Here is a 21,975-nt window from a genome sequence, read left to right on the forward strand (position 1 = left end):
GTGACCGATCTCAAGCGGACGGCATTCGGTCAACCGCGGGGCACCCGTCAGGCATTTTTGGGGGCAGAGCCGACCAATCAAGATCATTTGGCGGCGGGCGGCGGGCGCGTTGTCAGTGGCAGGTGCGAGGATGCGTGCAGTACTGGCCGACGTGCTCGTGTGACGGTGGGGGAAGTCCGCGGTGGGGGACCGTGGTGGCGGCTTCCGTCCCGGTGTGCGGGCGCCCGCGCGAAGGGACCGCTGACGGCGATGCAGATCCGGCTGACCGTCGTAGACCCGCTGGGCCCGCATGCTCCGGCCGCCCCGGCGGCTTCGGAGGCCCCGGCGGGGGGCCGCGCCGCGCGGTGCGACGTACTCGTCACCGCGCCGGCCGGCACGGCCCTGGCCGCGGTCGCCTCCGCGCTGGCCGCCACGCTCCCCGGCGAGGGCACGGGCTCGGGCCAGGTGGTGCTGTACTCCGGCGCGCAGCGCCTCGACGCCCAGCGCAGCACCCTGGGCGAGCCCCCGCTGGTCGACGGCGCCGTGCTCTGCCTCGGCGCCCCGGGCGAGCCCGATCCGCACGCCGAGCCGGCGGACGTCCCCGTCCAGTTGCACGTCGTCGCGGGCCCCGACGCGGGCGGCGTCCACCTCCTGCACGGCGGCCAGATCCGGCTCGGCCGCTCGGCCGACGCCGACGTCGCGCTCGACGACCCGGACGTCTCCCGCATGCACTGCGCCGTGACCGTCGGTCCCGACGCCCGCGTCTCGGTCGCCGACCTGGGCTCCACCAACGGCACCACGCTGGACGGCGCGCGCGTGGGCGACCGCCCGGTCCGCTTCGCGCCGGGTGCGCTGCTGCGGATCGGCGAGTCGGCCCTGCGGCTGGTGCCGGTGCCGCCGGCGGCGGAGGTGCGGGTGGCGACGACGCCGGACGGGGAGGGGCACGTACGGCTGTCCGGGTTCCGGGCGCCCGCCCCGGGCGGCGGTGACGGCGACGCGGTGGCCCACGCGCGCGCGGCCGACGGCACCCGGGCGCCCGACGGCACCGGCGACCACGCGCGGGACGCGTCCCCGTCCGGCTCCGCACCGGACGCCACGGCGCGGGGGACGCGGCCCGGCGGCACCGGGGCGTCCACGCGAACGCACCACGCGTACGGCACGGGGGCGTACGGCACGGGCGCGTACGGCACGGGCGCGTACGGCACGGGTGCGTACGGCACGGTCGAGCCGCCGCAGGTCCCCGGCCAGGGCGGCGCCCCCCGCATCGAGAGCCACGGCACCGGCCCCACGGCGGGCCTGCCCCGGCAGTCACCCGCCGGGGGCGAGACCCACGGCGGCGCGCGGGGCGCGGGGGCGTACGCCCCGGGCGGTCCCCGCGCGGGGACGGACGGTCACGGCCGGGGCGCTTCCGCGCGGGGCGGGCGGGGAGCGGGCACACCGACCGGGGGCACGCCTCACGCCGGCACGTACGGCAGCGGTACGTCCGCACCGGACGCGTACGGCCCGGGCGGCCCCGGCAGCAGCAGCGAGGCGGGTTCCGGCCCCTCCGGTGCGCGGGGAGCCCGTACGGGCGCCGCCGGGGAGCCTGCCCGCCGTTCCGCCGACGCGCACGGCCGGGGAGCGGACGGCCCCGGACCCGACGACCGCACCGGCCGCGGAACCCACGCGGGACGGAGCGCCGACGACCCGGTCGGGCCCGACACCCGCCCCGGACGCAGCTCCGGTGCCGCACCGGAGACTCGCACCGGCCGCAAAGGCACCCCCCTGCGCGGTACCGAGGTGCCGCAGGAGGTGCGCAGGCGGGGTGGGATAGGCGCGTGGGCGCGGCGGCTGGCCGGTGGGCGCGGGGGCGCTCCGGAGGGCGGCGCGTCCGGCGTCCACGCGTACGACGACGAGTCGGCCGAACCGGCTCCGGCGGCCCCGTCCGGCCCCTCGCGCGCCCCGGAGACCTGGCCGGACCCCGCCTCGCTGCTGCTGACGGCGCTGGGGCCGGGGCCGCGGCTGTGGGAGCGCGGCCCGGGGCACCCCGAGGCGCTCACCGTGCGGCTCGGCACGGCCGACCGGCCGGCGCCGGGCGGTGGCGCCCCGCTGCCCGCCGTACCGGTGACCGCCGGCCTGCGCGAGGTCGGCGCGCTCGGCCTGGCGGGCCCGCGCGAGCGGCTCGCCGGGCTGGCCCGCGCGCTGCTGGCCCAGCTCGCCGCGCTGCACTCCCCCGACACCCTGGAGATCGTTCTGGTCAGCGCGGACCGCTCCCGTCCGCTCGCCGAGCGGAACGCCGAGTGGTCCTGGCTCGGCTGGCTCCCGCAGGTGCGCCCGGGACACGGCCAGGACTGCCGCCTGCTGCTAGCCCACGACCGCGAGCAGGCCGGCGCCCGCGCCCAGGAGCTCCTCCGCCGCCTGGACGACCACCTCGCGGACACGCACGGAGAGACACCGGCCCGCCCGTCCACGCCCACGGCCGGCGGCTCCACCGGGCCGTACACCGTGGTCGTCGTCGACGGGGACCTGGGCGGTGCCGACGTGCGCGAGGCGGTGGCGCGGCTGGCCCTGGAGGGACCGCGGGCCGGGATCCACGTGGTGTGCCTCGCCGAGACGGCCGCCGCCTCCCCCACGTCCCCCGTGACGCGGACGTACGAGGCGGCCTGCGCGGTGTCGCCGGTGTTCCGGGAGTGCGGTGCCGTGGCGCTGCTCAGCGGCGACGTGGCGACGACCCTGCGGCTGCTGCGCGTCGCCCGCACGGGCACCGGTGCGGGCGTGGACGCGGGCACCCCGCCGGCGTCCGCCGGCCCGGTCGGGCACGGCATCCTCGGCACGCTGGACGCCGTCTCCCTGCCCTGGGCCGAGCGCTTCGCGCGGGCCCTGGCCCCGCTGCGCACGGACGGCGCCGCCGCCGGCGGCGGCGGCGAGCAGCAGGCGCGGGTGTCCGCACCGCTCCCCCAGACGTCCCGGCTCCTCGACGAACTGGGCCTGGCCCGCGCCACCCCCGCCTCCCTGATGGCCCGCTGGGCCGCCGCGGCCGACGACACGGGCTCCCTCGGGGGCCGCGCACAGGCGGTGCTGGGCGCCGGTCCGCGCGGCCCCGTCCCGGTCGACCTGGCCGCCGAGGGACCGCACCTGCTGATCGAGGGGCCGCCCGGCAGCGGCCGCACCGAGCTGCTGCGGGCGCTGGTCGCCTCGCTCGCCTCGGCCGAACGCCCCGACCGGCTCGGTGTCGTCCTCATGGACGGCCGGGACAGCGTGAGTTCGGGCGGCGCCCACGGCGAGGGCCTGCGCGTGTGCACGGACGTGCCGCACGTCACCACCCACCTCACGGCCAACGACCCCGTGCGGATGCGGGAGTTCGCCCAGTCCCTGAGCGCCGAGCTGAAGCGGCGGGCCGAGCTGCTGGGACGGTCGCACTTCGCCGAGTGGCACACCGGGCGCGAGGTGTCGGGCCGGCTGGTCGCCCAGCGCACACCGGCCGCGACGGGGCCCGCGCCGGTCTCCGACACCGGGGACGTCGAGTCCCCGCCCAGCTCCACCCTGCGCCTGCGGCCCGCCGCCAAACGCCGCACGGGACCCGTCCCGCCACTCCCCCGCCTGGTGGTGGTCGTCGACGACCTCGACGCCCTCGTCACTCCCCCGCTCGGTTCCCCGGGGCGCCCCGCCGCGGGGTCGGTGATGCGGGCCCTGGAGGCCGTCGCGCGCGAGGGCGAGCGGCTCGGCGTCCACCTGGTGGCGGCGACCGCCCCCGGGGGCCGTACGGAGAACACGGAACCGGCCCTGCGCGCGACCCTGCGCGTCACTCTGGACGCCCCGGTGCCGGGCCCGGACGAACCGGCGCCCGGACGCGGCCGGTTGACCCGCCCCGACGGACGCACCACCGCCTTCCAGGGCGGCCGGGTCACGGGCCGCATCCCGCGCACGGCGACCCTGCGCCCCACGGTGGTCCCCCTGGAATGGCACCGCATGGGCGACCCGCCCGCCCGCCGCCCGGTACGCGAACTGGGCAACGGCCCCACCGACTTGGCCCTCCTGGCCAGCGCCCTGGAGCGCGCGGCCCGCGAGGTCTCGGCGGCGGAGGTCCCCTCGCTCCTGTAGTGCCGGAGGCTGCCACTCAGCCAGTCCGGCGCCTGAGGACGAGGCCCGTCCAGGCCGAAGCGGGGCCCGGGGCGACAGCCCCCGCAACGCCCGCACCCGTGCCGGGTGTCTGATCATGGTCACGACGCGGTCACGAAACCCCCCTCCACCGCGGACGCGCCCTTGCCGCTCTCACCCCCCTGGCGTACACCAGAGCGCACGGGACAGCGCCGAGCGTTCGAAGAGGAACGAAGAACGGGGCAGTGATGCGCACGAGCAGCACCATCCGGACACGCAGAACGGTCAAGAGGGGCACGAGGACCGCAGCCGTCCTCGCGGCGGGAGCACTCGCGCTCTCGCTCACCGCGTGCGGCGGCGACGACGACAACGGCGGTGGCGACAAGGACGGTCGGGGCGGCGGAAGCAAGCAGCCCGCCTCCTCCGTCACCCTGCCGAAACTGGACGGCGAGAGCCTGGAGGTCGCCGCCGTCTGGACCGGAGCCGAGCAGGAGAACTTCAAGAAGGTCCTCGCCGAGTTCGAGAAGCGCACCGGCGCCAAGGTGACCTTCGTGCCGGCCCAGGACCCGATCATCAACTTCCTCGGCTCGAAGATCGCGGGCGGCGCCCCGCCGGACGTGGCGATGCTCCCGCAGCCCGGCGCCATCAAGCAGGCGGTCGACAAGGGCTGGGCCAAGCCGCTGGGTGCCGAGGCCACCAAGGAGCTGGGCGAGAACTACTCGCAGGGCTGGCAGGACATCGGCAAGGTCGGCGGCAAGCAGTACGGCGTGTACTACAAGGCCGCCAACAAGTCGCTGATCTGGTACAACGCGCAGGTCTTCGAGAACGGGGGCGCGTCCGAGCCCAAGACCTGGGACGAGCTGCTCGACACCGCGCAGATGGTCTACGACTCGGGTGTCACGCCGTTCTCCGTCGGCGGCGCGGACGGCTGGACGCTCACCGACTGGTTCGAGAACGTCTACCTCTCGCAGGCGGGCCCGGAGAAGTACGACCAGCTCGCCCAGCACAAGATCAAGTGGACGGACCCCTCCGTGAAGGAGGCCCTGACCACGCTCGCCCAGATCTGGGGCAAGAAGGACTTCGTCGCGGGCGGCGCCTCGGGCGCGCTGCAGACGGAGTTCCCGGCCTCGGTGACGCAGACCTTCACCGGCGGCGAGCAGCCCAAGGCGGGCATGGTCTACGAGGGCGACTTCGTCCAGGTCAACATCGGTGAGACCGAGGCGAAGGTCGGCACGGACGCGAAGGTGTTCCCGTTCCCGGCCGTCGGCGACACCGCGCCGGTGGTCTCCGGCGGCGACGCGGCCGTGGTCTTCAAGGACTCGAAGGCGGCGCAGGCCCTGGCCACCTGGCTGGCCTCGCCGGACGCGGCGGCGATCCAGGCGAAGCTCGGCGGGTTCCTCTCGCCCAACAAGAGCGTCGACGCCTCGGTGTACCCGAACGACGTGCAGAAGAAGATCGCCGAGGCGCTGGTCGCGGCCGGTGACGACTTCCGCTTCGACATGTCGGACCAGGCCCCGCAGGCCTTCGGCGGCACCCCCGGCAAGGGCGAGTGGAAGACCCTGCAGGACTTCCTGAAGAACCCGAAGGACGTCGCGGGCGCCCAGGCGAAGCTGGAGGCGGACGCGGCCGCCGCCTACGGAGGCTGACACGATGACGTCGGTCACGGCGGCGGGGACCTCACGGGACCCCGCCGCTCCCCAGTCACCCCGGTCGCGCAAGCCGGGCAGGAGCGTGACGGGCACCCGCAGGTCGGTGGTGGCGCTGTTCCTGCTGCCCGCCCTGGTGCTGCTCGGCGCGCTCGTGGTCTACCCGGTCGGGTACTCGCTGATCCGCAGCTTCTACGACCAGTCCGGCGACTCCTTCGCCGGGTTCGACAACTACGAGGCGCTGTTCACCGACGACGGCATCCGCACCGCCCTGAAGAACAACGTCATCTGGGTGGTGTTCGCGCCGACGGTCGCCACCGCGCTCGGCCTGGTCTTCGCGGTGCTGACCGAACGCATCCGCTGGGGCACGGCGTTCAAGCTGGTCGTCTTCATGCCGATGGCGATCTCGATGCTCGCGGCGGGCATCATCTTCCGCCTGGTGTACGACCAGGACCCGGACAAGGGCGTCGCCAACGCGGTGTGGGTGGGAGTGCACGACACGTTCGCCGAGTCGTCCGCGTTCCCGAAGGCGCACCCGGGCCGCGACTCGCCGCTGGAACCGGCCGGCGGCGGCGCGTTCATCACGAAGCAGCCGGTCAGCGCGGGCACCCCGGTCGTCCTGCCCCTCGTGGGCGTCGCACCCGAGCAGATGCCCGGCGACGCGAAGAACGCCGTGGCCGCCGAGCCGGAGGAGGGCAGGGTCACCGGCACCGCCTGGCAGGACTTCACCCGCGGCAAGGGCGTCGGCAGGCTGGGTGCCGTCGACGCGGCCGAGCTGGGCTACGCCGGGATGAAGATCGAGGCGGTCAAGGACGGCAAGGTGGTCGCGTCGGCCACGGCGGCCGGGGACGGCACCTTCACGCTGCCCGCGGCGGCCGACGGGGCGCTGCTCAGGCTGCCCGCCGACAACTTCAAGGAGCCGTACAACGGCCTGAACTGGCTCGGCCCCTCCCTCGTGACCCCGGCCATCATCGGGTCGTACGTGTGGATGTGGGCGGGCTTCGCGATGGTGCTGATCGCGGCGGGCCTGGCCGGGGTCCCCAGGGAACTGCTGGAGGCCGCCCGGGTGGACGGCGCCAACGAGTGGCAGGTCTTCCGACGGGTCACGGTGCCGCTGCTGGCGCCGGTCCTCGCGGTGGTCGTCGTCACCCTGATGATCAACGTGCTGAAGGTCTTCGACCTGGTCTTCATCATCGCCCCGGGCTCCTCCCAGGACGACGCGAACGTGCTCGCCCTGGAGCTGTACCGCAAGGGCTTCGCCTCCGACCAGCCGGGCATCGCCAGCGCCATCGCGGTGTTCCTGCTGCTCCTGGTGATCCCGGTGATGTGGTTCAACATACGGCGGCTGCGGCGGGAGGTGCGGCGATGACCGCGGAGGCGGGTTCCCTCACCACGGCGGCCGCACAGCCGCCCGGGCCGGCCGTCAGGGCGAGGCAGCCGCTCGGGTCCCGGCTCGCCGAGGCCGTCAGCGGCGGGCTCGTCCGGGTGTTCCTGATCGTGGTGGGCCTGTTCTGGCTGGTCCCGACGATCGGACTGCTGCTGTCCTCGCTGCGCACGCCCCGGGACATGGCGGCGAGCGGGTGGTGGAAGGTCTTCACCGAGCCGTCCCAGCTCACCTTCCAGAGCTACGAGGAGCTGCTCAAGAACGGCGACATCACCTCTTCCCTCCTCAACACCGCCCTGATCACCGTTCCCGCGACCGTCCTGGTCGTGGTCATCGGGGCGCTGGCCGGGTACGCGTTCGCGTGGATGGACTTCCCCGGCCGCGACTGGTGGTTCCTGGCCGTGGTCGGACTGCTCGTCGTGCCCGTGCAGGTCGCGCTCATCCCGATCGCCGAACTCTTCGGCAGGATCGGCCTGTTCGGTTCCATCCTCGGGGTGATCCTCTTCCACGTGGGCTTCGGTCTGCCCTTCGCGGTGTTCCTGCTGCGGAACTTCTTCGCGGAGATCCCGCGGGAGCTGCTGGAGGCGGCCCGGCTGGACGGCGCGGGCGAACTGCGGCTGTTCGCGCGGGTGGTGATGCCGCTGGGCGGGCCCGCGATCGCGAGCCTGGGCATCTTCCAGTTCCTGTGGGTGTGGAACGACATGCTGGTCGCGCTGATCTTCTCGGACTCCGGGAGCCAGCCGATCACGGTCGCCCTGCAGACGCAGGTGCGGCAGTTCGGGAACAACATCGACGTGCTGGCGCCGGGGGCGTTCATCTCCATGGTGATCCCGCTGGCCGTGTTCTTCGCGTTCCAGCGGCAGTTCGTCTCCGGGGTCATGGCGGGTGCCGTCAAGTAGACGGCGCGACACCACCCTTGAGGGGCGGGCCGGTTTCCGGTCCGCCCCTTCACACGTACGGGCACAACATCCCCCGGATGCCGCGGGGGCCGTAACCAAGTCGCTCCGGGGGCCGTTGCCGGGCAGAACGCCCGCGCCGATCCCGCCGACCCATGGATGTCCCCGTGCCCAGGTTCAGTGTCATCGTTCCCGCGCATCAGGTTCAGGCGTATCTGCACGCGTGCCTGGAGTCGGTGCTGGCCCAGTCGTACCCGGACTTCGAGGTGATCGTGGTCGACGACTACTCGCCGGACGCCTGCGGCGCGATCGCCGACGAGTTCGCGGCCCTGGACCCGCGCGTCCGCGTCGTCCGCCTGCCGCGCAACGAGGGCCTGGGCCCCGCCCGCAACGCCGGGATGGAGCGGGCGGCCGGCGACTACCTGGTCTTCCTCGACGGCGACGACACCCTCACCCCGCACGCGCTGCGGGCCGTCGCCGACCGGATCAAGGAGACCGGCGACCCGGACGTCCTGGTCTACGACTACGCGCGTACCTACTGGACCGGCGAGACCGTCCGCAACCAGGCCGCCGCGCACCTCACCGAGCAGGGCCCGGCACCGTTCCGGCTCGCCGACCGGCCGGGGCTGCTGAAGCTGCTCATGGTGGCCTGGAACAAGGCGGTGCGGCGGGAGTTCGCCGAGCGCGAGGGCCTCACCTTCCCGCCGGGCTACTACGAGGACACCCCGTGGACCTACCCGGCCCTGATCACGGCGGGGTCCATCGCCACCCTGGACCGGGTCTGCGTGCACTACCGCCAGCGCCTGCGGGGCAGCATCCTCGGCACCCCGGGCGAGCGGCACCTGGACGTGTTCACGCAGTACGACCGCCTCTTCGCGTTCCTGGAGGCCCGCGAGGCCACGCACCCGGACGCGGCCCGCTGGCGCCCCCTCCTGTACCGCCGCATGGCCGACCACCTCACCACGGTGTACACCCGCCCCGACCGCCTCCCGCGCTCCCTGCGCGCCGAGTTCCTGCGCCGGGCCCGCGTCCACTGCCGCCGCTACCGGGTGCCCGGCGCCCCCGCCCCGCTGCCCGTCCGCCTGCGCCACGCCCTGCTCCGCCTCGGCCTGCGCCGCACCTACGCCGCCCTCCGCCTGGCCTCGGCACTGCGCCGCCGTACGGCGAAGGGCGCGTCGGCCCTCCTGCGCGCCGCCCGGACCGGCGCCCTGCGCCTGCACTACCGCGTCCAGCGCTGCCTCCCGCTCCGCGCCGACCGGGCCGTCTTCGCCGTCGGGGGGAACCGGGGCTACGGCCGCGACCCGGGCGCGCTGGAGGAGGCGTTCCGCCGCCTCGCGCCGCACGTGCGCACGGCGTGGGCCGCCGACCCGGCGCACCACCACACCGTTCCGCCCGCCACCCGCCGCCTGACACCGGGCACCGCGGCCCACGCGACGGCCCTGGCCCGCTCCCGTTACCTGGTGTGCGACGCGCCCTTCGGTCCCGGCCTGGTCAGGCGGCGGGGCCAGGTCCTGGTGCAGACGCAGGCGGGGACGCCCCTCAAGCACATGGGCCTGGACCTCCAGGAGCGCCCCGGCGTCGCCCGCGGCACCGACTTCACCCGGCTGCTGCGCGAGGCCGGCTCCTGGGACTACGTGGTCTCCGCCAACCGCCACTCCACCCTGACCTGGGAACGCGTCCACCCCGGCGGCTGGACCACCCTCGAACACGGGCAGCCGCGCACCGACGTCCTCCAGCGGGCGACGGCGGCGGACGTGGCCCGGCTGCGCGAGACCCTCGGCATCCCGGAGGGCACGGTCGCGATCCTGTACGCGCCCACCCACCGCGACTACCGGCGCACCCAGCGCGCCGCCCTGGACCTGGAGCGGGTCGTGCGCCGCCTCGGCCCGCGCTTCATGGTGCTGGCCCGCGCCCACCCCTCCCACGGCGGGCCCCTGGCCGCCTCCGCCGGCCGGGTGCTGGACGTCAGCGGCCACCCGCACGTGGAGTCGCTGTGCCTGGCCGCCGACGCCCTGGTGACCGACTACTCGTCCCTGATGTTCGACTGCGCGGGACTGGACCGCCCGATCGTGCTCCACGCCGACGAGCCGGAGGCGTACGAGGCGGTCCGCGGCACCTACGTCGACCTGCGGTCCTTCCCGCCGGGCCCGATCGCCCGGGACGAGGACGAGCTGATCGGCGTGTTCGCCTGCGGAGAGTGGCACGGCACCCGGTCCGCCCGGCTGCGGGCCGCCTTCCGCGAGCGGTTCTGCCCGTACGACGACGGCCGCGCCGCCGAACGCGTCGTACGCCGCGTCGTCCTGGGCGAGCGCGACCTGCCGCCGGTCGTGCCGCTCGCCGAGCGCCGCCCCGTGCCCCCGGCGGCCCTCGTCCGCACCCCCGCCCCGCTGGCCACGGTGCCGCAACCCGCGGGGCCCCGCACCGTCACCGACAGCCTCTGACCGCCGTTGGTCCACCGGGAGTTCCTCCGGGCTCCCGTCCGGCGAGTGAGAGAAGAGAAAGAGCAGCATGCCCCGCTTCAGCATCATCGTCCCGTCCCATGGGGTCGCGGGGCGGCTCTCCCAGGCACTGGACTCGGTCCTCGGCCAGTCCTTCGGCGACTTCGAGCTGATCCCGGTCTGCGACGGCCCGGACGGCACGGCGGCGGACGTCGCCGGGGAGCACGCCGAGCGGGACTCCCGGGTGACGCCGGTGCACTCGCCGCCGTCGGCCGGCCTGGCCGGCGCCCGCAACGCCGGGATGCGGGCGGCGACCGGCGCCTACCTGCTGTTCCTCGACGGCGACGACGTCCTGGTGCCCGGCGCGCTGGCGGCCCTGGACGCGCGGCTGGCGGACACCGGCGGCGTCGACGTCCTGTACTTCGAGTACGAGCGCGTGCCCTGGTGGGAGGGCGAGACCACCAACCCGGCCGCCCCGCTCCTCGCCAGGGCCCCGGACGGCGCCTTCTCCCCCGACCGCGCCCCGCACCTGACCGGTGTGCACCTGCCCGCGTGGAGCGCGGTGCACCGCCGCACCTTCCTCGCCGAACGCGGGCTGGACTTCACCGCCGGGCACTTCACGGACGTCGGCTTCGGTGCCCGGGTCGCGGTGCGCGCCGAGCGCGTGGCGGTGCTGCGCGCCGTGGCCGTGCGGCACCGGGTGCGGCGCCAGGGCAACCGGCTGAACCTGCCCGGCGAGCACCACGCGGACCTGCTCGACCAGACCGAGCTGGCGCTCGGGTACGCCGCCGAGCGGGGACTGCCCCCCGAGCGCCTCGGCCCCCTGTTCGAGCAGCTCTTCGCGGCGGTCCTGAAGACGGCGACCCATCCCCGGCGGCTGACCCGCCGGGGGCGCCGCGCCTTCTACCGCCGGGCGAGCCGCCTCTACCGGCGCCACCGCCCCGCGGGCTTCCGGCCGCCGGGCGGACGGCTCGGCGTGCAGCACCGGCTGCTGGCGTCGGGCTCGTACACCGGCTTCCGCGCGCTGCGCGCCGTCAACCGGGCCGCGACCGGCGTCCTGCGCCGCCTGCCGTGGCCGCGGGGACTGCGCACCCGGCTGCGCTACCGCCGCCACCTGCGCCGCCCGCTGGACCCGAACCTCGTCGTGTACTGCGCCTACTGGGGCCGCGGCTACGCCTGCAACCCGGCCGCGATCCACGCCAAGGCCCGCGAACTCGCCCCGCACCTCAGGTCGGTGTTCCTCGTCGAGCCGGACCAGGCGCACACCGTGCCGGAGGGCGTCGAGCACGCCGTCATCGGCAGTCACCGGTACTGGGAGGTGCTGGCCCGCGCCACGTACCTCGTGAACAACGCCAACTTCGCCGAGGGCGTCGTCAAGCGCCCCGGCAGCGTGCACCTGCAGACGCAGCACGGCACACCGCTGAAGACGATGGGCGTGGACCAGTCGCCGTACCCGGTGGTGGCGGCGGCCACCGGCAGCTTCACCAAGCTGCTCGGCCGGGTGGACCGCTGGGACTACAACCTGTCCGCCAACCGGCACTCCACCCAGATGTGGGAACGCGCCTTCCCCGGCTCCTACGAGCACCTGGAGTACGGCTACCCGCGCAACGACGTCTACTGCACCGCGACCGCCGAGGACGTGGCCCGCGTCCGGCGCGAACTGGGCGTCCCGGAGGGGAAGACGGCGGTCCTGTACGCGCCGACGCACCGGGACTGGGAGACCGGGTTCGGCGCGGGCGGCCTGGACCTGGAGGCGTTCTGCGAGGCGGCCGGCGAGGACGTGGTGGTGCTGCTGCGCGCCCACTACTTCTACGACCGGGGCGGGAAGCGGGAACGCACCGGCCGGATCATCGACGTGACCGCGCACCGCTCCTCGGAGGACGTGTGCCTGGCCGCGGACGCGCTGATCACGGACTACTCGTCCATCATGTTCGACTACGCCAACCTGGACCGCCCGATCGTCGTGTACGCCGACGACTGGGACGTCTACCGGGAGACCCGCGGCGTCTACTTCGACCTGATGGCGGCCCCGCCCGGACCGGTGGCGCGCACGCCGCAGGAGCTGGCCCGCCTCTTCGCCGACGGCACCTACGCGGACGCGGGGTCGACGGCGCTGCGGGCGGCCTTCCGGGAGCGGTTCTGCGAGTTCGACGACGGCCGGGCCGCCGAACGCGTCGTCCGCCGGGTGCTGCTCGGCGAACCGCCCGAGGCCCTGCCGCCCGTGGTGCCGCTCGCCCGGCGCGTCCCGGCCCCCGCCGCCACCCTCGTAAGGAGCTGACCCCGCCGTGCCCCGCTTCAGCGTCATCGTCCCCTGCTTCAAGGTGCAGGGGTTCCTGCGCGAGTGCCTCGACTCGGTCCTGGACCAGTCCTTCCGGGACATCGAGGTGATCGCCGTCGACGACTGCTCCCCGGAGGGTTCGGGGGCGATCCTGGACGAGTACGCGGCCCGCGACGACCGGGTGCGCGTACTGCACCTGGAGGAGAACGTCGGTCTCGGCCGGGCCCGCAACGCCGGGATGCCGCACGCCGGTGGCGACTACCTCTTCTTCCTGGACAGCGACGACACCCTCACCCCGGGCGCGCTGCGCGCCATGGCCGACCGGCTCGCGGAGACGGACGACCCGGACGTGCTGGTCTTCGACTACGCGCGCACCTACTGGTGGGGCGGCACCCGGCGCAACGCCCTGGCCCGGGTGCTCGCGGAGGCCGGCGACGGCACGTTCACGGCGGCCGGGCACCCGGAGATCCTCGACCTGCTGATGGTGGTGTGGAACAAGCTCTACCGGCGCGCCTTCGTCGAGCGGGAGGGCTTCACCTTCCCGCCGGGCTACTACGAGGACACGCCCTGGACGTTCCCGGTCATGTTCAGCGCGGAGCGGATCGCCGCGCTGGACCGGATCTGCCTGAACTACCGCCAGCGCCGCCAGGGCAACATCCTGTCCACGACCAGCCGCAAGCACTTCGACGTCCACGCGCAGTACGAGCGGGTCTTCGCCTTCCTCGACGCCCGCCCGGAACTCGCGGCCCGGTGGCGGCCGTTCCTGCACGCCAAGATGGGCGAGCACTGCCTGGACATCCTCTCCAAGCCGGACCGGCTGCCGCCGTCCGACCGGGCCGAGTTCTTCCGCCGCACGGCCGGGATGTTCCGCGCCCACCGGCCGAAGGACGCCGAGGTCCCGGCCGGACTGCGGGTGCTGGAGGGCTCGTACGCCGCCTACCGGGTGCGCCGGGACTCCGGGCGGGCGGCGCGGGAGCTGGAGCGCCGGACCCGGCAGGCCCGCGGCGCGGCCGCCCGGCGGGCGCGTGGGGCGGCGGCCGTCCTGCTCCCCCGCCGGGCGCTGGACCCGGACCTGGTCGTGTACTCGGCCTTCTCGCACCGGGGCGTCCTCGGCGACCCCGCGGCGATCCACCGTGCGGCCCGGGAGCACGCGCCGCACCTGCGCGGGGTGTGGGTGGTGCGCGACGAGGAGTGCGCGGCGGACCCCGCGCTGCTGCCGCCGGGCACCGAGTACGTGCTCCTGGGCAGTGCCGCCTACCGCCGGGTGACCGAGCGGGCGGCGTTCCTCGTCAACAACGTCAACTGGCCCGGAGCGGTGGCGAAGCGGGACGGCAGCGTCCACGTCCACACCCACCAGGGCACCCCGCTCAAGTGCATGGGCGTCGACCTGCTGGGCAGGCCCGGCGCCCGGCACGGCCTGGACGTGCCGCAGATGCTGCGCCGGGCCGACCGCTGGGACCACAGCCTGGTCGCGGGCCGGTACGCGGAGCGGATCTGGGAGCGGGCCTACCCGTGCCACTTCACCTCCGCGCGCACCGGCAGCCCGCGCAACGACGTCCTGGTCAACGCCGGTCCCGAGGACGGCCGCCGGGTCCGCGAGCGGCTCGGTGTCCCCGCCGGGAACACCGTCGTGCTGTACGCGCCGACCCGCCGCGAGTACCGGCGCGGGGGGCTCGTGGAACGCCTGGACGTGGCCCGGCTCGCCGCCGACCTCGGCGAGGACCACACGCTGCTGGTCCGGCTGCACCCCTCCCTCGCCACCGGCCCGGCGCGCGGCCTGGGCCTGTCGGAGCTGCACCGGCGGGGCGTGGTGGTCGACGTGACGGACGAACCGCACGTCGAGGACCTGATGCTCGCCTCCGACCTGCTGATCACCGACTACTCCGCCCTGCTGTTCGACTACGTCCTCCTGGACCGGCCGATCGTGGTCCACGCCGACGACTGGGGCCCGTACGCGGCGACCCGCGGCACGTACTTCGACATCACCGAGGAGGCGCCCGGGCACGTCTCGCGCTCCTACCGGGAGCTGGCGTGGCTGCTGGCGTCCGGGGCGTGGCGGGACGAGGAGGCGGCGCGGATGCGGGCGGCGTTCCGCTCCCGGTACTGCGAGTACGAGGACGGCCGGGCCGCCGAGCGGGTGGTGCGGACGCTGCTGCTCGGCGAGGCGATGCCCGGCCCGGAGCCCTCCGGCGTCCCCGGCGCCCGGGGCGTCCCGTCCGGGCGCGACCTGCTGCCCTCGACATGAGACCCCGCAGCCGGGTGCGCGGCCCGGTCCTGGGGGTGCTGGTCCTGGCCGCCGTCTTCGCCGTGCTCCAGCTCGCCAACGTCACCGGCCGGGACACCCCCGACACCAAGAACTACCTGTCGTACGCGCTGAGCCTGGCCGGCCGGAGCAAGCACGAGGTGGCGACGGCCACCATCGACTACGTGTGCGCGAGCCGGGCCGAGCGGGCCCGCCGGGACCAGAGCGTGCACGTGATCCGCTTCCACCGCCCCGACCCCGCCCCCGCGGTGACGGCCGAGTGCCGCGAGCGGGAGTGGGCGGCGGTCCGGCCGCGGCTGGCGGCGGGACAGACCGGCGGGCACACGGTGCCGTACATGTCGGAGCGCTTCATGGCGATCTTCGAGGCGCGGCCCGGCTACCCGGCGTTCCTGGTGCCGTTCGTCCTGGCCTTCGGGCCGGCGTGGGGGCTGTGGGCGGCGGGGGTGGTGATCGCGTGCACGGGCGGCGTGCTGGTCTTCCTGGTCCTGCGCACCCTGGCGGTGCCGGTGCCGCTCGCCCTGACCGGGCAGGCGCTGTACTACGTGCTGCCGTGCGGGACGACCGCGATGCGCCCGATGACCGAGGGCCTGCTGATGGCGCTGACCCTGGGGGCGGTGTGGGGCTGCGCGCTGGTCCTGCGGGCGGGCCGGCCGCGGGCGGGGCTGGCGCTGGTCGCCGGTTGTCTGCTCGCCCTGTTCACGGTCAAGCACTCGCAGGCGCTGTTCCTGGGTCTCGCCCTGGCGGCGGCGGGCGCGCTGCTCGCGCTGCGGCGGCACCGGCGACGCCGTCTGCGGCCGGGCGGCCCGGCGCCCCGGGAGGTGCTGGCGCTCGCGGCCGTGGGCCTGGCGGGCGCGGCCGTCACCGTGCTGCTGGCGCGGCTGCTGCACTACCCCTCGGAGGCGGACAGCCTCCAGGACCTGCTCACCGGCCACTACGCCCGTCCCGACCGTCTCCACCCGTGGCCGGAGTTCTGGCAGTTGCAGGGCAACTTCTGGGTCGAGTGGCTGCGCAGGCAGGCCGGGCAGCCGCTGTTCCTGGCGGCGCTGGCCGCCGGGGCGTGGGGCGCGCTGCGGCGCGGCGGCGCGGTCGGCGTCTTCCTGGTCGCGGCGGCGGGCACGGGGATCATGACGCAGGCCGGGCATCCGGACATCAACATCTGGGGCGAGCGGCTGATCGTGCTGGCGTGGCTGCTGCCGGTGGCCGGGCTGCCGCTGCTGCTGGAGCCGGTGGTGCGGGGCGGCCGGGTGCCGGTGCCGGTGCAGGGGCAGGTGGAGCGGGCGGAGGCGGTCGGCTGAGCGTCACCCGTTGAGGTGACTTGGGGTCATGGGCCGCACACCATCGGGAACATACGGCAAATGCCCCGAATGCCCCTTTCCCCGGCCGTCCGGTGAGCGCCGGCGTCCTCGACCGGCGGCCCGCGAGCGGCGCGACGGCGTTGCGCGGCCGCCGCACCTGGCGCCCCACCCCGTACCAGGTCGCCGGATTCTGCTTCTTCGTCGTGGTGACGCTGGCGTACTGGGCGGTGCCGCTGTGCTGCGACGCGGGCCAGCACGCGGCCGTCGTCGAACGCCTGAAGGCCGACCTCCTCCACCCGCGCCACCCGATGGCCGACCTGCCGGGCGCGGGCAGTGCCTACTACTCGCCGTACGCGGTGGCCGAGGGCGCGTTCGCGCGGCTGACGGGGCTGGGCGGCTGGGAGGTGGTGCGGCTCGCCGGGCCGCTGAACCTGCTGGTGCTGCTGACCGGCCTGAACCGTTTCGTGCGGGTGCTGACCCCGCGGCCGTGGGCGCCGGTGCTCGCGCTGGGCACGATGACGCTGCTGTGGGGCACCGAGCGGGCCTGGTGGAGCGGCTACCTCGGGCTGATGTCGATGACGGGCAACCTCGGCTACCCGTCGACGTTCGCGATCGGGCTCACCTTCTGGGCCTGGGCGCTGACCGGCGCGCGGGCCCGGGACACGCGCCGGGTGCGGTACGTGGGCCCGAGCGGGCTGCGCGGCCTGCCCGGATACGCGGCGCTGGGCGTCCTGTACGGCCTGATCCTGCTGGTCCACCCGATCACCTCGGTGGCGGCGGTGCTCGGCGCGGTGGCGCTGGTGGCCGGGTGGCAGCGCGGGTGGCGGGGGCGGGTCGTGGGGCGGTGGGCGCTGACGGGCGCCGTGGCGGTGGGGGCGGCGGCGGCCTGGCCGTACTTCGACGTGTTCGCGCTGGCGGGCGACGGCAGCGTGGACGCGATCCACCGGGTCCTCTACCTCCACCTGCCCGGGGAGTTCTGGCTGGCCCTGCTCGGCCTGCCGGCCCTGTGGGTCCGCGGACGCCGCTCGCGGCGGGACCCGCTGGTGCTGATGTTCGCGCTGGACTGCGTGGTGGTGGCCTACGGCTGGTTCAGCGGCCACTACACCTACGGCCGGATCCTCGGGCTCACGCTGGTGCCGCTGCAGTTCGCGCTGGCGGTGGAGCTGGCGGCGCCCAGGCCGTGGGCACGGTGGCGGACGGCGCTGGGCTGGACCGCGGCGGCCGGTGCCCTGGTCGGGTTCCTCACCGTCCACGTGGGGGCGGTGGTGCCGCGCGCGCTGGACCCGGTCGGCTTCGCGCGGCCGCCCGAGTGGCCGACGTACGAGTGGGCGGCCCGGCACATCGGCCCCGGCGAGGTGGTGATCACCGACGGCTACTACGCCGGGCACGTCATCGCCGGGTACGGGCCGAACCTCGCGGCGCCCGCCTGGCCGGACCCCTCGCTGGACGAGCGGGAGCGGCGGCGCCGGGCGGCCGACGTCGAGGCGTACCTCGCGCCGGACTCGACCCGCGCCGGGCGCGCCGCCGTCGTCCGCCGCTACCACGTGCGCTGGCTGCTGCTGACCCGCTGGCACCCGGTGCCCGAGGAGGCGGTGGTGGTGGCGTGGAGCGGGCGGACGGGGGAGGTGCTGGCGCGGGTCGGCTGAGCACCCCTCGGGGTTACTCGACGACCAGCTCGACCGGGATGTTGCCGCGGGTGGCGTTGGAGTAGGGGCAGACCTGGTGGGCCTGCTCGACCAGGCGCCGTCCGGTCTCCGGCTCGATGCCGTCGGGCAGCTCGACCCGGAGGGTGACGGCGAGCGCGAAGCCCTCGCCCTGCTTGCCGATGCCGACCTCGGCGGTGACGGCGGCGTCGGCGACGTCGACCTTCGCCGCGCGCCCGACCACACCGAGGGCACTGCCGAAGCAGGCGGCGTATCCGGCGGCGAAGAGCTGCTCGGGGTTGGTGCCCCGGCCGTCACCGCCCATCTCGACGGGGATGCCGAGCGCGAGGTCGAGCGTGCCGTCGGAGCTGACGGCGCGGCCGTCGCGGCCGTGGGTGGCGGTGGCGGCGGCGGTGTAGATCGCGTCCATGGGAGATCCGTCCCTTTCGGAAGGAGGCCGGGTGCCTGACACACCCAGTAGAGCACGCAATTCAGTTGCGCACAACCAAGTGCCACGCAACTCAATGACGCACAAGGCCGGTCCCGCTACCCTGGGTCCCATGACCACGCCCGCAACCGACTGGCTCCGCCTGGACCAGCAGATCTGCTTCTCCCTGAACGCCGCGTCGCGCGCCTTCGGCGCCGTCTACCGCGTGGTCCTCAAGGAGCTGGGGCTCACCTACCCGCAGTACCTGGTGATGCTGGTGCTGTGGGAGCACGGCGAGCTGCCCGTGAAGAAGCTCGGCGAGCACCTCCGCCTCGACTCCGGCACCCTGTCGCCCCTGCTCAAGCGGCTGGAGGCGGCCGGTCTGGTCCGGCGCGAGCGCAGTGCGCGCGACGAGCGGTCGGTGCAGGTGCGCCTGACCGGCGAGGGCGCCGCGCTGCGCGAGCGGGCCGTCGAGGTGCCGCGCCGGATCGCGGCGGCGACCGGCCTCGACCTCGCCGAGGTCCAGGACCTGCGCGCCCGCCTCGACCGGCTCACGGCGGCCCTGGACGCGTACGGCACCGGCCAGGCACCGGCGCGGCCCTGACGACGCCCGGCGTCCGGTCCGCGCCGGGATGACGGATCATGGGTAGCGAGGACCACCGAACGAAGGGGACGGCCGCAATGACCTGGCTGATCACCGGCGGCGCCGGATACATCGGGGCGCACGTCGTAAGGGCGATGACCGAGGCGGGCGAGAAGGCCGTCGTCTACGACGACCTGTCCACCGGCATCGCCGAGCGCGTGCCCGACGGCGTCCCCCTGGTGGTGGGCTCGGTCCTGGACGGCGAGCGGGTCGCGCGCGCCCTGGCCGACCACTCCGTCACCGGTGTCGTGCACCTGGCCGCCAAGAAGCAGGTCGGCGAGTCGGTGGACCTCCCGCTGCACTACTACCAGCAGAACGTCGAGGGGCTGCGCGTCCTGCTCGACGCGGTCACGAAGGCGGACGTCGCCTCCTTCGTCTTCTCCTCCTCCGCCGCCGTGTACGGCATGCCCGACGTCGACCTGGTGACCGAGGAGACGCCGTGCGTGCCGATGTCGCCGTACGGCGAGACGAAGCTGGCCGGCGAGTGGCTGGTCCGGGCCACCGGCAAGGCGGCGGGCCTGGCCACGGCCTGCCTGCGCTACTTCAACGTCGCGGGCGCGGCGAGCCCGGAGCTGGCCGACACCGGCGTCTACAACCTCGTCCCGATGGTCTTCGAGAAGCTCACGGAGTCCGCGGCCCCCCGGATCTTCGGCGACGACTACGCGACGCCGGACGGCACCTGCGTGCGCGACTACATCCACGTGGTCGACCTGGCGGAGGCCCACGTGGCCGCGGCCCGCGCCCTGCAGTCCTCCCCCGGCCGCACCCTCACCCTGAACATCGGCAGGGGCGAGGGCGTCTCCGTGCGCGAGATGATCGACCGCATCAACGCCCTCACCGGGTACGACCAGCCCCCGACGGTCACCCCGCGCCGCCCCGGCGACCCGGCCCGCGTCGTCGCCTCGGCCGACCGCGCCGCCGTCGAACTGGGCTGGAAGGCCAAGTACGACGTCGGGGACATGGTCACGTCGGCATGGGCGGGCTGGGTACGGCTCCACCCGGAGGCGGCGCGCGACTGACGCCGGTCAGCGCGGCGAGGAGACCTGCTCACGCACCCAGGCGGGGTCGGGGTTGGTGTGGGCCCGGCCCGCCACCAGCAGCGTGGGCACGGTCTCGTCGCCGCCGTTGACGCCCCGCACCAGCTCCGCCCCGGCCTCGTCCCGCCAGATGTCGACCCAGTGCAGCCGCCGCGCCTTGCGGCCCAGCCGGATGCGCAGCCGCATGCAGTAGGCGCACCCCGGCCGCCAGAAGACCACCGGCCGCCCGTCGGCGGCACTGCGCCGCTGGGCTTCCGCCGCGCCGACCGACCGAGGGAAGACCAGCGGCGAGGTCAGCGTCGCCAGCACCACGAATCCCAGCAGCAGCGCGGCCCCCGTCCCCGGCCGCCCCTGCACGAACGGCCCGGTCGCCGCCCCCGCCCCGGCGATCAGCAGCAGCACCGGTCCCGTCCACACACGTCTCATGTCACCCCTCCGGTCCCATTGTCGGCGCTCGTCCGTCCGACGCGGAACATCCGCCAGGACGGGGGCCGCGAGCCGCTGCGCCCCGCGGGCGCGCGGAAGACCGCGAACCGCAGCACGGCGAAGGGCCGCACCACGGCGAAGGGTCGTACCACGGCGGAGGGCCGCACCACGGGCGGCCGGCCGGTGAGGAAGGGCCGACCCCGCCTACAGCGGTCGCACGAAGCGCGCCCGCCACCGCGGTGACGGGTCCGAGCCCGGGGCCGTCCAGTACTCCCGGCCGCCGGATATGCGGCCGTCCCGGACCGTCCACAGCGACACGACCCGGTGGACGCCGACCGTCTCGTGCGGGACCTCCACCTCCGACACCACGGTCTCGCCGTCGGCCACGACGCGCAGCACCTCGATCGACCAGCCTTCCGGATACTCCGCGTTGACGCCCACGAAGTCCGCGCGGCCCTCGATCCGCTCGGCGCTGACCGGCCACTCCACCACCAGGTCGTCGGCGAGCAGCGCGCCGAGGCCCGTCCAGTCGCGGGCCTGCATGCGCGCCCAGAACTCCCGGACGACCGCCGCGGGCTCCCTCACGTCCACCGGGTTCTGCGGGTTCATCGGGTCCATGGAGGCATCGTGACAGACACCACTGACAGCCGGCGCCGGGCCCGGCCGCGGGCTCAGAGCGCCTTCAGGCCGTGGGCCGTCGCCCTGGCCAGCGAACCCAGGTAGCCCTTGGGCGGCTTCGGGCCGCGGACGACCACCGAGCGCCAGTACAGCGGCCCCGAGATCAGGTCCAGGGCCAGGTCGGTGTCGAGGGCGGGGCGCAGTTCGCCGCGTTCCGCCGCCGCCGCGAGGATCCTGCTGGCGACGCCGTCCTGGCCCTCGCGCAGGGTCTTCTGCAGCGCCTCGGCGATGTCGGGGTTGCGGGCCGCCTCCGCCTGGAGGTCGGGGATGATCTGCGAGGCCACGGGATGGCGCAGGGCGCGCGAGGTCACCTCGTACAGCAGGCGCAGGTCGCCCTCCAGCGAGCCGGTGTCCGGCGCGGGCAGGCCCTGGACGGCGAGGGCGGAGACGACGTCGAGCACCAGGTGCAGCTTGGAGCGCCAGCGCCGGTAGACGGCCGTCTTGCCGACCCCCGCGCGGCGCGCGATGCCCTCGATGGACATGCGGGCGTACCCGACCGCCGCCAGTTCCTCGAAGACCGCCGCCCGGATGGCCTCCGTCACGTCCGCGCGGAGCACCGCCGCCCCGGCGGGCGCCCGGCGGCGCGGTCGCGGCGTCGGCTCGTCGGCGGCGGCGTTGGTCGTCATGCGCGCCAAGCATAGGGCGTCACGACGAAACGGTTGCGTTCCGGCGTCACCACGCCCTACGCTCCCGTTACGACGATACGGTGCCGTCCCGACGTAAGTGAACACTCACGGTCACCCACGTGAACGACGGGCGTCGCCCTCTCGCCCCCTCCCCCCGAGCGAAAGCACCGGATGTGAGCCAGGTCCTCGACCCCCCGCCCCCGACCCAGGCGTCGGCCCAGGCCGCCCCCGCCCCCGAC

Annotated in this window: 15 protein-coding genes; 11 read left to right on the forward strand and 4 right to left on the reverse strand. The window is 75.1% G+C overall.

Annotated features, from left to right (window positions below):
* Window positions 1–249: 249 nt before the first annotated feature.
* From IG88_RS0120220 to IG88_RS0120260, 9 genes are all read left to right on the forward strand, one after another.
* Window positions 250–4,059 (forward strand): FHA domain-containing protein, encoded by a 3,810-nt coding sequence (locus IG88_RS0120220; protein ID WP_031042917.1) that lies wholly within the window; start codon window positions 250–252, stop codon window positions 4,057–4,059.
* Between the two features lie 245 nt (window positions 4,060–4,304).
* On the forward strand, window positions 4,305–5,702 hold the full coding sequence (locus IG88_RS0120225; protein WP_031042918.1) for an ABC transporter substrate-binding protein: 1,398 nt from the start codon (window positions 4,305–4,307) through the stop codon (window positions 5,700–5,702).
* Window positions 5,703–5,787: 85 nt separating this feature from the next.
* Complete coding sequence (locus IG88_RS0120230) at window positions 5,788–7,071, forward strand: carbohydrate ABC transporter permease (RefSeq protein ID WP_031042920.1); 1,284 nt, start codon at window positions 5,788–5,790, stop codon at window positions 7,069–7,071.
* On the forward strand, window positions 7,068–7,985 hold the full coding sequence (locus IG88_RS0120235; RefSeq protein ID WP_031042923.1) for a carbohydrate ABC transporter permease: 918 nt from the start codon (window positions 7,068–7,070) through the stop codon (window positions 7,983–7,985). The genes IG88_RS0120230 and IG88_RS0120235 overlap by 4 nt, the downstream gene beginning before the upstream one ends.
* A gap of 164 nt (window positions 7,986–8,149) precedes the next feature.
* Window positions 8,150–10,423, forward strand: coding sequence for a bifunctional glycosyltransferase/CDP-glycerol:glycerophosphate glycerophosphotransferase (locus IG88_RS0120240; RefSeq protein ID WP_031042926.1), 2,274 nt, complete (start codon window positions 8,150–8,152; stop codon window positions 10,421–10,423).
* A 67-nt stretch (window positions 10,424–10,490) separates the two neighbouring features.
* The gene (locus IG88_RS0120245; protein ID WP_031042931.1) at window positions 10,491–12,698 is read left to right on the forward strand and encodes a bifunctional glycosyltransferase/CDP-glycerol:glycerophosphate glycerophosphotransferase; all 2,208 of its coding nucleotides are present in this window, start codon (window positions 10,491–10,493) and stop codon (window positions 12,696–12,698) included.
* 7 nt (window positions 12,699–12,705) lie between these two features.
* A complete protein-coding gene (locus IG88_RS0120250) occupies window positions 12,706–14,943 on the forward strand; it encodes a bifunctional glycosyltransferase/CDP-glycerol:glycerophosphate glycerophosphotransferase (RefSeq protein WP_031042933.1) in 2,238 nt (745 codons plus the stop codon).
* Window positions 14,940–16,256, forward strand: a complete 1,317-nt coding sequence (locus tag IG88_RS0120255) for a hypothetical protein (RefSeq protein WP_031042936.1) — start codon at window positions 14,940–14,942, stop codon at window positions 16,254–16,256. The genes IG88_RS0120250 and IG88_RS0120255 overlap by 4 nt, the downstream gene beginning before the upstream one ends.
* A gap of 92 nt (window positions 16,257–16,348) precedes the next feature.
* Entirely contained in the window at window positions 16,349–17,902 is a 1,554-nt protein-coding gene (locus tag IG88_RS0120260) for a hypothetical protein (protein WP_031042941.1), read from the forward strand.
* A 13-nt stretch (window positions 17,903–17,915) separates the two neighbouring features.
* On the opposite strand, the gene IG88_RS0120265 is transcribed toward IG88_RS0120260, so the two are convergent.
* Entirely contained in the window at window positions 17,916–18,329 is a 414-nt protein-coding gene (locus tag IG88_RS0120265) for an organic hydroperoxide resistance protein (RefSeq protein WP_031042944.1), read from the reverse strand.
* Window positions 18,330–18,459: 130 nt separating this feature from the next.
* Between IG88_RS0120265 and IG88_RS0120270 the strand changes: the two genes are divergently transcribed.
* Together IG88_RS0120270 and galE are read left to right on the forward strand one after the other, a co-directional pair.
* On the forward strand, window positions 18,460–18,930 hold the full coding sequence (locus IG88_RS0120270; protein WP_031042948.1) for a MarR family winged helix-turn-helix transcriptional regulator: 471 nt from the start codon (window positions 18,460–18,462) through the stop codon (window positions 18,928–18,930).
* Between the two features lie 77 nt (window positions 18,931–19,007).
* Window positions 19,008–19,988, forward strand: coding sequence for a UDP-glucose 4-epimerase GalE (gene galE, locus IG88_RS0120275; RefSeq protein WP_031042951.1), 981 nt, complete (start codon window positions 19,008–19,010; stop codon window positions 19,986–19,988).
* Between the two features lie 6 nt (window positions 19,989–19,994).
* Here galE and IG88_RS0120280 read toward each other — a convergent pair whose 3' ends face one another.
* From IG88_RS0120280 to IG88_RS0120290, 3 genes are all read right to left on the reverse strand, one after another.
* Window positions 19,995–20,432 carry a glutaredoxin domain-containing protein gene (locus tag IG88_RS0120280; RefSeq protein ID WP_031042953.1) on the reverse strand — a complete coding sequence of 146 codons (438 nt, stop codon included), beginning with the start codon at window positions 20,430–20,432 and terminating at the stop codon, window positions 19,995–19,997.
* A 204-nt stretch (window positions 20,433–20,636) separates the two neighbouring features.
* Window positions 20,637–21,050: a nuclear transport factor 2 family protein gene (locus IG88_RS0120285; protein WP_420712091.1), complete on the reverse strand. Its 414-nt coding sequence runs from the start codon at window positions 21,048–21,050 to the stop codon at window positions 20,637–20,639.
* 53 nt (window positions 21,051–21,103) lie between these two features.
* A complete protein-coding gene (locus tag IG88_RS0120290; protein ID WP_031042958.1) occupies window positions 21,104–21,736 on the reverse strand; it encodes a TetR/AcrR family transcriptional regulator in 633 nt (210 codons plus the stop codon).
* Window positions 21,737–21,975 lie beyond the last annotated feature (239 nt).

The sequence above is a fragment of the Streptomyces sp. NRRL F-5650 genome, assembly GCF_000721365.1.
GTDB lineage: Bacteria > Actinomycetota > Actinomycetes > Streptomycetales > Streptomycetaceae > Streptomyces > Streptomyces ardesiacus.

What these genes read in the sequence shown, in the direction of transcription:
- IG88_RS0120220 (WP_031042917.1), top strand. Translation starts at nt 250, where the DNA reads ATGCAGATCCGGCTGACCGTCGTAGACCCGCTGGGCCCGCATGCTCCG.
- IG88_RS0120225 (WP_031042918.1), top strand. Translation starts at nt 4,305, where the DNA reads ATGCGCACGAGCAGCACCATCCGGACACGCAGAACGGTCAAGAGGGGC.
- IG88_RS0120235 (WP_031042923.1), top strand. Translation starts at nt 7,068, where the DNA reads ATGACCGCGGAGGCGGGTTCCCTCACCACGGCGGCCGCACAGCCGCCC.
- IG88_RS0120245 (WP_031042931.1), top strand. Translation starts at nt 10,491, where the DNA reads ATGCCCCGCTTCAGCATCATCGTCCCGTCCCATGGGGTCGCGGGGCGG.
- IG88_RS0120255 (WP_031042936.1), top strand. Translation starts at nt 14,940, where the DNA reads ATGAGACCCCGCAGCCGGGTGCGCGGCCCGGTCCTGGGGGTGCTGGTC.
- IG88_RS0120265 (WP_031042944.1), bottom strand. Translation starts at nt 18,329, where the DNA reads ATGGACGCGATCTACACCGCCGCCGCCACCGCCACCCACGGCCGCGAC.
- IG88_RS0120270 (WP_031042948.1), top strand. Translation starts at nt 18,460, where the DNA reads ATGACCACGCCCGCAACCGACTGGCTCCGCCTGGACCAGCAGATCTGC.
- galE (WP_031042951.1), top strand. Translation starts at nt 19,008, where the DNA reads ATGACCTGGCTGATCACCGGCGGCGCCGGATACATCGGGGCGCACGTC.
- IG88_RS0120280 (WP_031042953.1), bottom strand. Translation starts at nt 20,432, where the DNA reads ATGAGACGTGTGTGGACGGGACCGGTGCTGCTGCTGATCGCCGGGGCG.
- IG88_RS0120285 (WP_420712091.1), bottom strand. Translation starts at nt 21,050, where the DNA reads ATGGACCCGATGAACCCGCAGAACCCGGTGGACGTGAGGGAGCCCGCG.
- IG88_RS0120290 (WP_031042958.1), bottom strand. Translation starts at nt 21,736, where the DNA reads ATGACGACCAACGCCGCCGCCGACGAGCCGACGCCGCGACCGCGCCGC.